This window comes from Microvirga sp. BSC39 (genome assembly GCF_000739015.1).
Taxonomy (GTDB): domain Bacteria; phylum Pseudomonadota; class Alphaproteobacteria; order Rhizobiales; family Beijerinckiaceae; genus Microvirga.
In genome coordinates, this window is sequence record NZ_JPUG01000025.1 from 18017 (window position 1) to 34499 (window position 16483).

11 protein-coding genes are annotated in these 16483 nt (G+C 66.1%); 7 read left to right on the plus strand and 4 right to left on the minus strand.

From position 1 onward, the window contains the following. Positions 1-102: 102 nt before the first annotated feature. From htpX to MA07_RS02365, 3 genes are all read left to right on the plus strand, one after another. Positions 103-1062 (plus strand): zinc metalloprotease HtpX, encoded by a 960-nt coding sequence (gene htpX / locus MA07_RS02355; protein WP_036346485.1) that lies wholly within the window; start codon positions 103-105, stop codon positions 1060-1062. 54 nt (positions 1063-1116) lie between these two features. Beyond that, positions 1117-2379, plus strand: a complete 1263-nt coding sequence (locus MA07_RS02360; RefSeq protein ID WP_052002759.1) for a transcription antitermination factor NusB — start codon at positions 1117-1119, stop codon at positions 2377-2379. 96 nt (positions 2380-2475) lie between these two features. Next, entirely contained in the window at positions 2476-4230 is a 1755-nt protein-coding gene (locus MA07_RS02365; protein WP_052002760.1) for a heparinase II/III family protein, read from the plus strand. Between the two features lie 75 nt (positions 4231-4305). Here the strand turns inward: MA07_RS02365 and MA07_RS02370 are convergent, their stop codons facing one another. Continuing rightward, positions 4306-4542: a hypothetical protein gene (locus tag MA07_RS02370; RefSeq protein WP_036346489.1), complete on the minus strand. Its 237-nt coding sequence runs from the start codon at positions 4540-4542 to the stop codon at positions 4306-4308. 388 nt (positions 4543-4930) lie between these two features. Between MA07_RS02370 and MA07_RS02375 the strand changes: the two genes are divergently transcribed. The 3 genes from MA07_RS02375 to MA07_RS02385 all read left to right on the plus strand — a co-directional run bounded on the left by MA07_RS02375 (position 4931) and on the right by MA07_RS02385 (position 7945). After that, complete coding sequence (locus MA07_RS02375) at positions 4931-5542, plus strand: LysE family translocator (protein ID WP_036346492.1); 612 nt, start codon at positions 4931-4933, stop codon at positions 5540-5542. A gap of 189 nt (positions 5543-5731) precedes the next feature. Continuing rightward, on the plus strand, positions 5732-7324 hold the full coding sequence (gene purH, locus MA07_RS02380) for a bifunctional phosphoribosylaminoimidazolecarboxamide formyltransferase/IMP cyclohydrolase (RefSeq protein ID WP_036346494.1): 1593 nt from the start codon (positions 5732-5734) through the stop codon (positions 7322-7324). 300 nt (positions 7325-7624) lie between these two features. Continuing rightward, positions 7625-7945, plus strand: coding sequence for a heavy metal-binding domain-containing protein (locus MA07_RS02385; protein ID WP_036346496.1), 321 nt, complete (start codon positions 7625-7627; stop codon positions 7943-7945). 119 nt (positions 7946-8064) lie between these two features. Here MA07_RS02385 and MA07_RS02390 read toward each other — a convergent pair whose 3' ends face one another. The 3 genes from MA07_RS02390 to MA07_RS02400 all read right to left on the minus strand — a co-directional run bounded on the left by MA07_RS02390 (position 8065) and on the right by MA07_RS02400 (position 14962). Beyond that, entirely contained in the window at positions 8065-9444 is a 1380-nt protein-coding gene (locus tag MA07_RS02390) for an MFS transporter (protein WP_036346499.1), read from the minus strand. Positions 9445-9670: 226 nt separating this feature from the next. Continuing rightward, positions 9671-14494, minus strand: coding sequence for an NAD-glutamate dehydrogenase (locus MA07_RS02395; RefSeq protein WP_036346502.1), 4824 nt, complete (start codon positions 14492-14494; stop codon positions 9671-9673). Positions 14495-14611: 117 nt separating this feature from the next. After that, positions 14612-14962, minus strand: coding sequence for a helix-turn-helix domain-containing protein (locus tag MA07_RS02400; RefSeq protein WP_052002761.1), 351 nt, complete (start codon positions 14960-14962; stop codon positions 14612-14614). Between the two features lie 227 nt (positions 14963-15189). Here MA07_RS02400 and MA07_RS02405 point away from each other — a divergent pair, with 227 nt between their 5' ends. After that, entirely contained in the window at positions 15190-16206 is a 1017-nt protein-coding gene (locus MA07_RS02405; protein ID WP_036346505.1) for a zinc-binding alcohol dehydrogenase family protein, read from the plus strand. The last annotated feature ends 277 nt before the right edge of the window (positions 16207-16483 follow it).

Sequence of the window (16483 nt, forward strand, 5' to 3'; positions counted from 1 at the left end):
AGGCCTTCTGCCAGATCCGAGCCCCTCTTGGGAGTGAGCTGGGCCGTTCCCACATAGGGGTTGGAGGATGGATACCGTGTTGAACACGAGGTGGAGACCCCGATGAACACCGTCAAGACCGGAATGCTGCTGGCAGGCCTCATGGCCCTGTTCGGCGTCGTCGGCTATTTCCTGGGCGGCGGCACCGGCATGATGATCGCGCTTGGCTTTGGCCTGGCCACCAATCTCTTCGCCTATTGGAACTCGGACCGGCTGGCGCTCGCCGCCCACCATGCCGTCGAGGTGGACGAGCGCACCGCGCCCGAACTGGTGCACATGGTCCGCGATCTCGCGCACCGCGCAGGCCTGCCGATGCCGCGGGTCTATCTCATCGACAACCCGCAGCCCAATGCTTTCGCCACCGGGCGCAACCCGGAGAATGCGGCGGTGGCCGCCACCACGGGCCTGCTCAACATGCTTTCCCGCGACGAGATCGCCGGCGTGATGGCCCATGAGCTCGCCCACATCAAGAACCGCGACACGCTGATCATGACCGTGAGCGCGACGGTCGCCGGCGCCATCGCGACCCTGGCGCAGTTCGGCTTCCTGTTCGGTGGGCGCGGCGACGAGCGGCCCAACCCCATCGTGATGCTGGCCACCGCGCTCCTCGCGCCCATCGCCGCCATGATCATCCAGATGGCGATCAGCCGCTCGCGGGAATACGACGCCGACCGGATGGGCGCCGCGATTTCCGGCCAGCCCCTGGCGCTGGCCTCGGCGCTCGCCCGCATCGGCGGCGGCGTGGCGCATATTCCGAACCCGGATGCGGAGCGGCGGCCTGCCACCGCCTCGCTCTTCATCATCAACCCGCTGTCGGGCCAGGGCGTGGACAACCTGTTCTCGACCCATCCCGCGACGGAAAACCGGATTGCGGCGCTCCACGCTTTGGCGCAGGAGATGGGATCCACGCCGCAAAGCGGCTTCTTTCAGCAGAGTTCTTCGGGCCCATGGGGTACCCTTGGGGGTTCCTCTCGGGGCTCCGTTTCAGGTTCGACCGGCACCCGCCGCGGGCCTTGGGGATAAATTTTGAGTCAGTCGGACGAACAATCGGGCCTCGGCCCCCGCCGCCTCGCCTGGATGGCCGTGTCGGAGACCCTGAAGCGGCGCGTGCCGCTGGACGACGTGATGGAGGAGCTGGCGCGCGCCGAAAACCTCTCGTCCCGCGACGAGGCGCTGGCGCGGGCCATCGCCATCGTGACCTTCCGGCGCCTCGGCACCCTCGGACATGCCTTGAGGGAGCGGCTCAACAAGCCGCCCAAGGACGAGCGCCTGATGCACCTGCTCGCCACCGGGGCGGCGCAGATCCTGTTTCTCGACGTGCCGGACCATGCGGTCGTCGACAGCGCCGTGCAGCTGGCGCAGAACGATCCCAAGCTCCATCACGCGGGCGGCTTCATCAACGCCGTCCTGCGCCGCGTCGCCCGCGAGCGCGAGCAGATCCTGGCCGAGAACGACCCCTGGCTCGACACCCCCACCTGGCTGGAGGAGCGCTGGATCGCGCAATACGGCGAGGCCTTGGCCCAGAAAATCGCCGAAGCGCATAGATCGCTCGCCTCCGTCGACCTGACGGTAAAATCGGATCCGGAATCCTGGGCCGAGCGTCTGGGCGGCGTTCTCCTGCCCACCGGCAGCATCCGGCTCAAGGAACGCACCGCCATCCGCGAGCTTCCGGGCTTCGAGGAAGGTGAATGGTGGGTGCAGGACGCCGCCGCCGCCCTGCCGGCGCGCCTACTTCAGGCAAAGCCCGGCGAACGGATCGCGGATCTCTGCGCCGCCCCCGGCGGCAAGACCGCCCAGATCGCCGCCGCCGGCGCCGAGGTGCTGGCCGTAGACCGCTCGGCCAAGCGCCTGGTGCGGCTGGAGGAAAATCTCGCCCGCCTGAACCTGAAGGCCGAGACCCGCGCCATCGATGCGGAAAAGCTCGAGGCAGGACCGTTCGACGCCATCCTGCTCGATGCCCCGTGTTCCGCCACCGGCACCATCCGCCGCCACCCGGACGTAGCCTGGACCAAGGGCGACGAGGACATCCGCAAGCTCGCAGGGCTCCAGAGCCGTCTGCTCGACAAGGCGGCAGGCCTGCTGAAGCCCGGCGGGCGGCTCGTCTACTGCACCTGTTCCCTGGAGGCCGAGGAAGGCGAGCGGCAGGCGGAAAGCTTCCTGTCGCGCCACCCCGAGTTCACCCGCCAGCCCATCACCGCTGACGAGATCGGCGGCTTTGCGGAATGCATCACACCGGAGGGCGATATCCGGACCCTGCCGAGCCAGATGACACTGGCGGACCATGATCGCAGCGGCCTCGACGGCTTCTTTGTCGCACGCTTTGTTCACAAGCCGTCGTAACGATGGTGAACCGTCCCTTACCGGGTGTTAACCAGTCAGCAGGAACTCCTCTCTTAAGTTGACTTGAATTCAGCAGCATCAAGAGGAGCGCCACGGGTGGATTTCGGGCCGGATCGCTGGCGTCTGTACAGGCTTAGCCTTCGTGAGGCAGGCCGCGCCACGCGTGAAAGCATGGTCTGGAGCCTGTCCCGGCTCTCCAGCGCCCCCGTGCCCACGCGGCTGCTCTTCGCCCCGCAGGATCTGCGCACCGCCGATCCCACCATCGCGACCGACATCTATTCCGGCTTCTTCGCATTCTCCGGCCGCGCCATCACCACAGGCGGGCGCTCGCCCTTCGCCTTCAACCCGCCGAGCCGCGCCTGGGGCGAGGCGCTCTACGGCTTCGGCTGGCTGCGCCACCTGCGCGCCGCCGGCACCGCGCTGGCCCAGGCCAACGCCCGCTCGCTGGTGGACGAGTTCGTCACCTCCAGGCTCGGCGACAAGCGCATCGCCTGCAGCACCGAGATCACGGCGCGTCGGCTCATGTCCTTCATCAGCCAGTCGCCGCTGATCCTGGAAGGGGCCGACCACGCCTTCTACCAGCGATTCCTGCGCATCATCGGGCAGCATGTGCGGACCCTGGAGCGCCAGATCCGCGCCGGCGCCCTGCCCTACCAGCAGCTCATGGCGGGAATCGCGCTCTGCTATGCCGGCCTGTGCTGCGAGGGTCTCGACCGTTCCTTACGCCGCGCCACCCGCATGCTCGCCCGCGAACTCGACCGGCAAATCCTGGCCGATGGGGGACACGCGAGCCGCAATCCGCGCATCGTCGTCGAGCTGCTGTTCGATCTGCTCCCCTTGCGCCAGATGTTCGCCAGCCGCGAGGTCGACACCCCCGAGGGGCTCCTGCGCTCCGTCGACCGCATGCTGCCGATGGTGCGCCTGTTCCGGCACGGGGACGGCACGCTTTCGCATTTCAACGGCATGGGCGTGACGGCGGCCGACCATCTCGCGACGCTGCTCACCTATGACGACATGCGCAGCCAGCCGATCCACCATGCGCCGCATTCAGGCTACGAGCGGCTGGAGGCCGGACGCACCCTGGTGGTGGCCGACGTGGGCGCGCCGCCGCCGCGTCCCCTGTCGCAGGAGGCGGCCGCCGGTTGCCTGTCCTTCGAGTTCTCGAGCGCCGCGCAGCGCATCGTGGTCAATTGCGGCATGCCGCAGATCGCCACTGATCCCATCATCCAGGCCTCGCGCTCGACCGCCGCGCATTCCACCGCCTCCATCAACGACATCTCCTCCTGTCAGATCGTCGATAAGAAAGGCACGTGGCTGCAGCGCCGGGTGTCCGCCTGGCTCCTGCGCCGGGTCGGCCCGGTCATTCTCAGCGGCCCCGAGCGGGTGACGGCGGAGCGCAGCGAGCGCGAGCACGCGCAGCTTCTCAGCGCCAGCCACGATGGCTACAAGGCGCGCTTCGGCCTCACCCACGAGCGCCGCTGGCAGCTTGCGCCCAAGGGCAACGTGCTCGAAGGCGAGGACAATTTCTGGGGCGAAGGCGGCAGCGCCGGAACCGCCCAGGCCATCATCCGCTTCCACCTCGCGCCCGGCATCAAGGCCAGTGTCGCTCAGGGCGGCCGCGTGGTGATGCTGGTTCTGCCCAACCGCGAGGCCTGGCAGTTCTCGGCCGCTCCCATCGCGGCGGAGATCGACGACAGCGTGTTTCTGGCCACCGCCGACGGCCTACGCCGCACGGAGCAGATCGTGCTGACGGTTCGCCCGAGCGAGACGCCCACGGTCCGCTGGCGCTTCGAGCGCCTGGCGCGCACGTTCGAGCCGAACCCGCCGCAGGAGCAGGCGGAGCTGATTTGAGGGCAGGTCTACCGAGCCGTGAGCGAGGCCTCAGGCAATTCAGGAATCTTCCGAGACCTCGCAATCCTCGTCCGTCTAAGGCGGCGGATTCATTCTCCACCATTCGTCGACTCGGCTTTCCGGCTCGCGCCATACGCCGATGTCATGCAGAGCATGATCGTTGAGGTGCTCCAGCCTCTGCAAAGCCCGCCGCTCGGTGAAGCGGTTCCACGATGCAGCAATTGCCGTCACCCAGGACACAACAATCCTGATGGTCGGAATGGCCGGGTAGAAGCGGGGCTTATGCTTTGGCGAAGGGAAAAGGGTGTTCATGCTTGCTCTCCACAATCGACAGGAGGAGAGCAGAGAACGTCAGGACCCTACCCGCCTCGGGAGGGTCCTCGGGAATGATCACGCACGCATCAGCGCAACACCCATCCCGCGCACCCTTTGAGGTACGTGAAATTATGGGTAAGCCAGGATGCGCGGTTGATCATGACAGGAATCCTAGCAGAGGTTATAGCATTCGCCAAGCTTTTTGAGCATGAAGCAGACGCGCCGACGGTGTGTTGTCGCCGGGCCGATGGTTTGCGCTGCATTCATGGAGAGCGTTTTATCCCGTTGATCGCCGGCACTGACGGAGGACTCACAATATGATGACCGCCGATAACGACACGGGTAAGCTGCTCCCTGACACAGGTCATGATTGAGGACTTTGTTGATGGTTGAGCTTGGCAGCATCTGGTTGTTTGTCGTGCCTTTCGCTCTGGCGGCGGCACTCCCCGGACCTGCTCAGGGCGCTCTCATCGCCCAGGTTCTCTCACGCGGTGGTGCATCGACCCTCCCCTTTGTGAGTGGCATGGTGGCTGGGAACGCTGTCTGGCTGCTTGCCGCCATCTTTGGCCTTTCCGCATTGGCCATGCGCTTCGAGACGGCCTTCATCGCGGTCAAATGGCTCGGGATTGCCTACCTCCTTTTCATCGCCTGGAATTTGTGGACGGCCGATGGTGCTGCGAAGGAAGCGCCATCCTCCGGCTCCGGCAGCCGTGGCCTCCTCGCAGGAGCGCTTCTCACGCTCGGCAATCCAAAGGCTGTTGTCTTCTTCGGTGCTGTCCTGCCACATGCCTTTGACTTGACGACGTTGTCATTGCCTGAAGCCATGATGATCCTCGGGCTAGGTTTGGCAGTCGACTTCACGGTTCAGGGCATCTACCTCCTGGCGGCTACGCAAGCCCGTGCGTTCATCCGCTCGCCCCGATCCATGAAGCTGGTGAACCGCTCATCGGCAGGATTGATGGCCGGTTCTGCCGCCCTGATTGCGTCCCGTGGCTAAGTATCAGGCAGATTGTGTGCAGCGTTTCAGCGTGGCGAGCAATCTCGGGACACGGACCTGAAGGGTCGGCATCTCACCTCATTGCGCCTCATGCTCAGAGGGAGCAGTCCGAAACCTGCCTCCCCGGTTTCCATCCCTGCCCTGCCATGCTATCGCGCCCGCATCTTTTCCTTGAATGGAGCGGCCGCCATGCCGAGCGACCTGAAGCGCGTAACCCGTGCTCTGCTTTCCGTATCCGACAAGACGGGTCTCGTGGACTTCGCCCGTGCGCTCCATGAGCGCGGCATCGAGCTGGTCTCCACCGGCGGCACGCACAAAAGCTTGAGCGAGGCGGGTCTGCCCGTGAAGGACGTGAGCGAGCTCACGGGATTTCCCGAGATGATGGACGGGCGCGTGAAGACGCTACACCCCGCCGTCCATGGCGGCCTCTTGGCGATCCGCTCCAATCCGGAGCATCAGGCGGCCATGCTGGCGCACGGCATCCAGGCCATCGACCTGCTGGTGGTGAACCTCTACCCGTTCGAGGCCACGGTGGCGGCCGGCAAGCCCTATGACGACTGCATCGAGAACATCGATATCGGCGGCCCGGCGATGATCCGCGCGGCGGCCAAGAACCACGGCGACGTGGCCGTGGTGGTGGACGGCGCCGATTACGCGTCGGTTCTCGACGATATCGCGCAGTACGACGGCTCGGTGACGCTCACCCTGCGCCGGCGCCTGGCGCAGAAGGCGTACTCGCGCACAGCCGCCTACGATGCGGCGATCTCCAACTGGTTTGCGAACGAGCTTGGTGAACCGACCCCGCCTTGCCGGGCGCTCGGCGGATCCATTGCCGAGGTGATGCGCTACGGCGAGAACCCGCACCAGTCTGCTGCCTTCTATCGCACGCCGGAAAACCGCCCCGGCGTCGCCACCGCCCGTCAGGTGCAGGGCAAGCAGCTCTCCTACAACAACATCAACGATACGGACGCGGCCTATGAGGCCGTGGCTGAATTCTCGCCTGAACGCTCGGCCGCCATCGTGATCGTCAAGCACGCCAACCCGTGCGGCGTGGCGGAAGGCGCGAACCTCCGCGACGCCTACGAGAAGGCGCTGCGCTGCGATCCGGTCTCGGCCTTCGGCGGCATCGTGGCCATGAACCGGCCGCTCGATGCGGAGGCCGCCAGGGCCATCACGGAGATCTTCACCGAGGTGATCATCGCGCCCGATGCCAGTGAGGAGGCGATCGCCATCGTGGCCGCCAAGAAGAACCTGCGCCTGCTGCTCGCCGGCTCCCTGCCCGACCCGCGTGCCCCGGGCCTGACCCTTCGCACGGTGGCGGGCGGCTTCCTGGCGCAGAACCGGGACAACGCGGTGGTCGATGCCATGGACCTGAAGGTCGTGACGAAGCGCGCGCCCACAGAGCAGGAGCTCGCCGACCTGCGCTTCGCCTTCCGGGTCGCCAAGCACGTGAAGTCGAACGCCATCGTGTACGCGAAGGACCTCGCCACGGTGGGCATCGGCGCCGGTCAGATGAGCCGGGTCGATTCCTCCCGCATTGCCGCCTGGAAGGCCGCTGAAGCCGCGAAAGCCGCCAGCCTGCCCGAGACCCTCGCCAGGGGCTCGGTGGTGGCCTCCGATGCCTTCTTCCCCTTCGCCGATGGCCTTCTGGCTGCAGCGGAGGCCGGCGCCACCGCGGTGATCCAGCCCGGCGGCTCCATGCGCGACGACGAGGTGATCAAAGCCGCCGACGAGGCGGGGCTCGCCATGGTGTTCACGGGGCACAGGCACTTCCGGCACTAAGCTTCGACATGGCGTCATCCTGGGGCTGCATCGCAGAACCCGGGATCGCTGGACGAGTGTGGCGCGGTAGCTCTCCTCCCCCTTGTGGGGAGGAGTTGGAGGTGGGGGTGTGAGCGATAGCCTATGGAGGCAAGGCGCCAACACCCCCAGCCCGGCCGCTGCCGCGGCCACCCCTCCCCACAAGGGGGGAGGGAAACACGCGCTTGATCCTGCACCCGATCCCGGATCTTCGCTGCGCTTCGTCCGGGATGACATCTCTCCTTCCCCTCCCCATCTGAAGCGGAGCAGAAGGAGAAGCCCATGATCATCACCACGACGCCCACCATTGAAGGCCGCCGCATCGCCTCCTATCGCGGCATCGTCTCGGGCGAGGCGATCCTTGGCGCCAACGTGTTCCGCGATTTCTTCGCCTCCATTCGCGACGTGGTGGGCGGACGCGCAGGCTCCTACGAGCGCGTGCTGCGCGACGGACGCGACACCGCCCTGCAGGAGATGATCGAGGAGGCGCAGCGCCTCGGCGCGCACGCCATCGTGGGCGTTCACCTCGATTACGGGGCGCTCGGCAAGAACGAGGGCATGATGATGGTGTCGGTGAGCGGCACGGCGGTGACGCTGGAGTGATTCATACCGGTGTCATTCCCGGCCGGAGCGTTAGCGGAGGGGAAGGGAATCCATAGCGCTGTGCGTGCGGGTGGATCCCCTTCCCTCGCTTCGCTCGCCGGGGATGACAAGGGTGCGCCTCACACGCGTTTCACGCCGCTCAACAGCCAGAAGCCCACGAGCAGGAACAGGATCAGCACCGCCGGTCCCGCGGCCTGGGTTTGAAAGATCGTGGTTGCGACGGCGACCGCGAGCGGCGCGAGGAAGGACGTGACCTTGCCTGAGAGCGCCAGCAGGCCGAAATAGCGCCCTGCCTCCTGGGCGGGAACGAGGCGTGCGAGAAGGCTGCGAGATGATGCTTGCAGCGGCCCTGCAACGGAGCCGATGACGAGGCCGAGCAGCACGAACACCTTTTCCGGCGCGGAGCCGTAGAGGCCGTCATCGGGCGCGGGCGGCGCGGTCGGCACCACGAAGAAGATATGGTCGCGCCCCAGCGACAGCACCCCCAGGCAGACGAACGCCAGGATGACGATTGAGCCGAGGATCACCGGCTTGGCTCCGATGCGGTCGTCCAGCCGTCCGCCGATCAGCGCCCCGATGGTGCCGGTGATGGTGAGCATGATGCCGAAGAGCCCGAGCTCGATGGCCTGCCAGCCGAACACGCCGGCGCCGTAGATCCCGCCGAACGCGAAAAGCGCGACGAGCGCGTCCTGATAGACCATGTTGGCGAGGAGAAACCGCCCGACGCTTCTGTGCCGCCGCGCATCCGCGATGGTGTTCTTCACCTGCGAAAGACCCTTCTGCGCGGCATTCTTCAGGCTCATGCCCGAGCGCGGGACATCGGGCGTGACGAGAAAGAGCGGGAGCACGAAGACCAGGAACCACAGGGCCGAGAACGGCCCCGTGATGCGGTCACCCTCGCGTGTCGACGGATCGAGCCCGAAGAGCGGATCCAGGCCGAACACGGTCTTCATCGACACGGGATCGGCCGCGAGAAAGCCCAGCACGATCACGAGCGACACTAGGCCACCAAGGTAGCCCATGGCCCATCCGGTGCCGGAGAGACGGCCGTAGCGCTCCGGCGGCACGAGATGCGGGATCATGGCGTTGTTGAATACCGCCGCCACCTCCACGGCCACCGTCCCGAAGGCGAAGGCCACGAGCGCAATGGCGATGGCGGAGGGCTGCCCGGGCGCGGCATACCACAGCACGGAGCATGCGATCACCAGCACGAGGCCGCAAGATGCGATCCATGGCTTCTTCGGGCCCGTGGCATCGGCGATGGAGCCGAGCACCGGCGAGAGAACCGCGAGCACGAGCCCGGCCGCCGCCGTCGCATAGCCCCACAGGCTCTGTCCGCTCACGGGATCGGAGGCCAGCCCTGATGCGAAATAGGGCGCGAACACGAAGGTGGTGACGAGGGTAAAAAAGGGCTGGCAGGCCCAGTCGAACAGGAGCCAGCCCAGGATTGCGGGACGCGAGGCTGTTTGTGAGGGAGTGAGGGAGTTGGTGTTGCTCACTGGGGTTTGTTATCCACCTTAACGTTCCCCTGCCCTGTCATCACCGGCCTCGTGCCGGTGATCCCGATCCGAAAAGTGCGGCGCTTCACCTGATCGAGATGGCCGGGACAAGCCCGGCCATGACGAAAAGGTTCAATAGCTGCACCATTCCGCTACCACTCCCTCTCCACCGCACGTCGAGTGGTCCCGACTTTCGCACCGTGGAGACAGGAGGGCTCGCGGAGGCTCAGGTCGTGCGCGCCAGATCGCCGAGAAGGCTTGCCGCCACGGTGATCTTCGACAGGGTCAGGCCCGATGACACGATGCCGTCCACCGCGCTCCGGATGCGGTTGACGTCCGCGCCCCTCTTCTCGCCCCAGGCTCGCACCGCCTCGACCCCGGATGTATCGTGGGAGGATACCTCGGCGGTCAGGCCGCGATGGGCATAGGCGATGCTGTCGATGGCACGGTCGAGGGCCAGGCGGTCGAAGTAATCGCTGACGCTGATCTCCTGCGCGGCGCCGATGAGCGCGCCGAGACGGAAGGAGGCCTCCAGGGCGAAGTGGGTGCAGGCAATGTCGGCCACGGGCTTGCCCGTCTTATGCGCCGTCTGCACGATATCGGGGGCCGCCACGAGATCGGGGAGCGACGCGATGCGCCGCGCGAGGTCCTCGGGAACGCCTTCATTCACCAAGGCTTTCGCCCGTGCTTCCCACACGGCCTTGGCCTCGGGCGAGAGCGCGTCTTGAAGGCTCCGCTCGACCTCAGCGATGCCGGATTGGTAGGTGCCGATGATCTGGTCGAGGGAGTTGTTGGCGAAATCCACGTTGCGGATGAACCAGACGATCCGGTTCATGAGCAGGTCCTGCAATTCGCCGTAGAGGCGCAGCTGCACCCGGCCCGGCACGATGCCGTCGAGGGCATCGATGGCAGCGTTCATGTCAACCAGGCCGAACGAATCGCGGGTGGCCGCGTAGGCCGCCGCGATGGTCGGCGCATCCGCGCCGGTCTGGTCCACGAGGCGGGCCACCATGGTCGGGCCGCCGCGATTGATGATCGCGTTCGCCAGCTGGGTGGCGATGATCTCGCGCCGCAGACGATGGCTTGCGATCGCGTCGGGGAAGCGCTCGCGCATTTCGGCCGGGAAGTAGCGCTCCAGTTCCTTGCCGAGATAGGGATCGTCCGGCACCGGGCTCTCGAGCAGCTCATCATGCAGAGAGAGCTTGGCATAGGCCAGCAACACTGCGAGTTCCGGCCGCGTCAGCGCCTCGCCGCGGCGGGCGCGCTCGGCGAGCGTCGAGTCGTCGGGCAGGTATTCCACCGCGCGGTTGAGACGGCCATCCGCCTCCAGCATGTGCATGAGCCGGCGCGCGAAGCCGAGATCGCCGAGGCCTCGCTGCTCGGAGAGCGACAGCGCCAGGGTCTGCAGGTAGTTGTTGCGCAGAACGAGCGCGGCAACGTCCTCGGTCATGTCCGCGAGCAAAGCGTTGCGCTGGTCTTCCGAGAGGCGCCCGTCACGCTCCGGCGTGGTCAGCGCGATCTTGATGTTCACCTCCACGTCGGAGGTGTTCACGCCCGCCGAGTTGTCGATGGCGTCCGTGTTGAGACGCACGCCCTTCTGGGCCGCCTCGATGCGTCCGCGCTGGGTCATGCCCAGATTGGCGCCCTCGCCGATCACCTTGGCGCGCACGTCCGGGCCGGTGATGCGGATCGGATCGTTGGCGCGGTCGCCCACCTGCTCGTCCGTCTCGGTCGAGGCGCGGACATAGGTGCCGATGCCGCCGAACCAGAGCAGGTCGACCCGGGCTTTCAGGATTGCGTTCATCACCTCGGCCGGCGTGGCCTCCGGCTTGTCGAGGTCGAGGAGCGCGCGCACTTCGGCCGAGAGCGGAATCGATTTCGCGTTGCGCGAGAAGATGCCGCCGCCCGCCGAGATCAACGCCTTGTCGTAATCCTGCCAGCTGGAGCGGGGCAGATTGAACAGGCGCTCGCGTTCCCGATAAGTCGTCTCCGGATCCGGGTTCGGATCGAGGAAGATGTCGCGGTGGTCGAAGGCCGCCACGAGCTTCAGCGCGCGCGACAGCAGCATGCCGTTGCCGAACACGTCGCCCGACATGTCGCCCACGCCCGCCACCGTCACCGGGGTGGTCTGGACGTCGATGTCGATCTCGCGGAAATGGCGCTTCACCGCCTCCCAGGCACCGCGGGCCGTGATGCCCATCTTCTTGTGGTCGTAGCCCTGGCTGCCGCCGGACGCAAAGGCGTCGCCGAGCCAGTGACCCTTCTCGATGGAGAGCGCATTCGCCGTATCGGAGAAGGTGGCCGTGCCCTTGTCGGCGGCGACCACGAGGTAAGGATCGTCGCCGTCATGGCGCACCGTGTCCGGCGGCGGGACGATGCTGTCGCCGACGATGTTGTCGGTGAGCTGCAGCATCGTGCGCACGAAGATGCGGTAGCTCTCAGTGCCCTCATTGAGCCAAGCCTGCCGGTCGCTCGCGGGCGGCAGGAGCTTGGGCACGAAGCCGCCCTTGGCGCCCACCGGCACGATGACGGCGTTCTTGACCTGCTGCGCCTTGACGAGGCCCAGCACCTCGGTGCGGAAATCCTGCGGCCGGTCGGACCAGCGAAGCCCGCCGCGCGCCACCTTGCCGAAGCGCAGATGCACGCCCTCGACCCGGGGCGAGTAGACGAAGATTTCGTAGAGGGGCCGGGGCAGCGGCAGGCCTTCCACCTTGGCGCATTCGAACTTGAACGCGATGGTCTGGCGCGGCAGGCCGTTGTCTTCGAGCTGGAAGAAATTGGTGCGGGTCGCCGCATCGATCAGGTTGATGAAGCGGCGCAGGATGCGGTCGTCGTCGAGGCTCGTGACCTGCTTCAGCTGCTCCTCGATCCGCTCGCGGATCACGGCCTCGGCGGCCGCGCGGCCCTGCTCGTGGCGCGGGTCGAAGCGGGCGTAGAAGAGCTTCACGAGATCGGCTGCAATTGCGCCGTGGCGCGCGAGCGTTCCGGCGATGTAATCCTGCGAATAGGTGACCTGGATCTGGCGCAGGTAACGGCCGAAGGCCCGGATCATGGCGACATCGCGCCAGCCGAGGCCAGCTTCGAGCACAAGACGGTTGAAGCCGTCGGATTCCGCGAGACCGCGGAACAGGGCGAGCAGCGCCGCCTCGATCAGCGCCTGGATCTCGTCGATCTCGATCGTGCCGCCAGCGGCGCGCTCCAGGGTCATGTCGTGGAGCCACACCCGGTCGGAACCCGTAAACGCCACGCGATAGGTTCGCTCGTTCACCACCCGGAAGCCGAGATTCTCCAGGAGCGGAACGCGATCCGACAGGGGCAGCGACTGGTTGAGCGAGAACACCTTCAGGTTCACGCGGGTCTCGCCATCGGCTTCGCGGCGGTAGAGATCGACGGCGCGGGGCCGGGCCTCCGAGAGCTGCTCCAGCAGGTTGATGTCCTTGATGACCTGCTCGGCCCCGAAGGCCTCACGGTAAGCGGCGCTGAACGCCTCGCCGTAACGCGAGGCGAGCAAGCGGGCGCGTGCGCCGCCGACCGAGGCGTCGAGCTCGTCACGGAGCGCGTCGCTCCACGTGCGCACGATGGCCGAGATGCCCTTCTCCAGGGTCTCGCGGGCAACCTGCGGGGTCTGGCCTTCGTCGCGACCGAGGATGTAATGGGTGCGCGCGAGCGGGCCTTCCGGATAGGAAGGATAGGAGGCTGACACACGCCCCTCATAGATGCCGGCGAGGAACTGGCCGATGCGCAGGCGGGCCTGCGTGTCGTAGCGGTCCTTCGGCACGAAGACGAGCACCGACACGAAACGGTCGAACTCGTCGGCGCGCGCCAGCACCCGCACGCGCGGGCGCTCCGACAGGTTCATGATGTCGATGGCGAAGTGGTAGAGCGTGTCCTCGTCGATCTGGAACAGCTCGTCGCGCGGATAGTTCTCGAGCACGTTGAGCAGCGCGCGGCCGGCATAGCTCGACGGGTCGAAGCCCGCGCGGGCCGTGACCTTCGCCACCTTGTGGCGCAGATACGGCACCTCGCCAGTGGTGTTGGTATAGGCGCTCGCGGTGAACAGGCCGACGATGCGCAGCTCCCCCTGCAGATGGCCGTTGCCGTCGAAGAGCTTCACGCCGATATAGTCGAGATGCGCCCGGCGATGGACGCGGGACTTCACGTTCGCCTTGGTGATGATGAGCGCCTGCGGGCGCGCCAGGAAGGCGCGGATTTCCGGCGACATGGAGACCAACTCGCGGCCGCGCCGCAGCACGCGCACGCTTGGGTCGCGCAGGAGGCCTAAGCCCGAACCCTCGACCGGATCGGCCGCGGTGTCGCCGGAGGGCAGGCGGTACTCGCGAAGCCCCAGGAACGTGAAGTTGTCCCGTGCGATCCAGTCGAGGAAGGCGATCGCCTCCTTCACCTCGTCGTCCGGCAGGGGCGGAGGATTAAGGCGGTAATTGTGCACGATCTCGGTGACGCGGGCGCGCATGCCGGGCCAGTCGTGCACCGCCAGCGACACGTCGCTGTGGACCCGCCGCATGGCCTCGATCATCCGGGTGCGGGTTTCCGCATCGTCGATGCGGGGCAGGTGGATATGAATGAAGCTCTCGCGCTTCACGCCAAGCCGCAGGGCCGCCGTGGCCTCGCCCACGAGGCGGACCAGGGCCCCGCTTGCATCGCGCTCCACAGCCAGGATCGGGTGGGCCACGAGCAGCGGATCGTAGCCCTGGTCGACGATCTCGGCGAGGGTCGAGTCGAGCAGGAACGGCATGTTCTCGTTGACGACTTCCAGCACCGTCACGTCCTGCCGCCTTCCCTCGCGCTCGACCTCCACGTCGATGAGGCGGACATCCGCGCCGTCGGTGGTTCGGGACGCCTTGAGATGCTCGAAGGCTTCCGCAGCGAGATCCGCCAGGGACTGAGGCGAGTAGAAGGCGAGATCCTCGGACGGCACTCGCCCGTACAGATCGCGCACGAAGGTCGGAGGGGTGGCCTTGTGTCCGGCTTCCAGCACGGCGACGGCTTCTGCCGTCAACTCGCTTCCGCTGGTGGGGGTATCCAGCTTCATGCGCGCATCCTCTGATTGTCGTTGTTGCGGGAGCGTTGCCACAGAGCGGCAGGCGGCGCAAGGACAGCCTGCGAGAGCGCGCCGCGTAGGGTTAAGTTAGTGCAGCACACGAACACTTTATGCTGCCTGAGCACCTTGAGACGAAAGATTCGTATCGCCCCATTCCTTCATGGCCATGAGCACCGGCTCGAGACTGCGCCCGCGGGCCGACAGGGAATATTCGACTCGGGGCGGCACCTGGGCATAGACCGTGCGGATGATGAGCCCATCGGCTTCCAGTTCGCGCAGCTGATGCGTGAGCATGCGCTGGGTGACCAGCGGCATCAGCCGCCGCAGCTCGTTGAAACGCAAGGTCCCCTTCAAAAGCTTGTAGAGCACGATGATCTTCCACTTGCCCTCGATGAGGCTCAGCGTGCGTTCGACGGCGCATCCCTGAACCCCCGGAACTTTTGATGACACCCTCGGCATCACGGTATCCTTTTTGACACTATGGGCTGTTTTTGTGCGTTCTTGCGGCCTCAGACACTATGCTCAACTATGACTCTAGAGCATCGGACCCACAAGTGGACTCCACTTTCGGGATCCATTCGATGCTCAGCTTTTGAAAATGCGCATCGTGTGGACCGGAAAACCGGTTCCACTTTTCGCTAGCGCGGCCCGCTGGGTCCGCACGATGCGCGAACAGGAGACAAGTCATGCGCGCTGTCGGCTATCAGCAATCCCTCCCCATCGACCAGAATGCCTCCCTCATCGACGTAGACCTGCCCCAGCCCGAGCCAGGGCCGCGTGACCTTCTGGTCGAGATCAAGGCGGTGTCCCTGAATCCGGTCGACACCAAAGTCCGCATGCGGGCCCAACCGGAGCCGGGCGGCGTGAAGGTGCTGGGCTTCGACGCCGCCGGCATCGTGCGCGGGGTGGGCTCGGAGGTCTCGCTCTTCAAGGAAGGCGACGAGGTGTTCTACGCCGGCGCGATCACCCGGCCCGGCACCAATGCGGAGTTCCATGTGGTCGACGAGCGGCTGGTGGGCGCCAAGCCCAAGTCCCTCAGCTTCGAGGAGGCGGCGGCCCTGCCGCTGACCACGCTCACCGCCTGGGAGACCCTGTTCGACCGGCTCGACGTGAAGCGCCCGGTCAAAGGTGCGGCCAACGCGATCCTGATCATCGGCGCGGCCGGCGGCGTGGGTTCCGTGGCCCTTCAGCTTGCGCGCCATTTGACGGATCTCACCGTGATCGCCACGGCCTCGCGCCCCGAAACCCAGGCTTGGGCCCAGGAACTCGGAGCCCACCATGTGATCGATCACAGCCAGCCGCTGGCCGCCCAGGTCGAGGCTCTCGGCATCGGCGCGCCGGCCTTTGTCTTCTCGATCACCCAAACAGAGACGCATTTTCCAGAGATCGCCAAGGCGATTGCACCTCAGGGCCGCTTCGCGCTCATCGATGACCCGAAGGCGCCCCTCGACATCAGCCTGCTGAAGGGAAAGAGCGTGTCGATTCACTGGGAATCCATGTTCACCCGCTCGACCTTCCAGACCGCCGACATGGAGCGCCAGCACGAGATCCTGAACGAGGTCTCGCGCCTCGTGGATTCTGGAACGATCAGGACGACGCTCTCGGATGTGATCGGGCCGATCAACGCGGCCAACCTCAAGCGGGCACATGCGCTCATCGAGAGCGGCCGCACGCGCGGCAAGATCGTGCTGTCGGGGTTTTGAACGTATTTGAATCCTCTTCCGTCATCACCGGCTTTGTGCCGGTGATCTCGCGTCGCTCGTGAGCCACAAAAAAGAAAAGGCTGCCCCGTAAGGCAGCCTTGTGTCTCGACGTGGCCCGGCTCTCCAAACGACCCGGAGGGCTGGGGGGCTGACGTGTCCAAGCCATTCGATGAGCCGGGCCGTCGAGGCAACTTAAGCATTTACGGGGTTCAGTGCGGCTCCATTTCGGCGCGAATGAGGCAGGAATAAGATTTGCAAGGGAAGCGGTGATTCATTG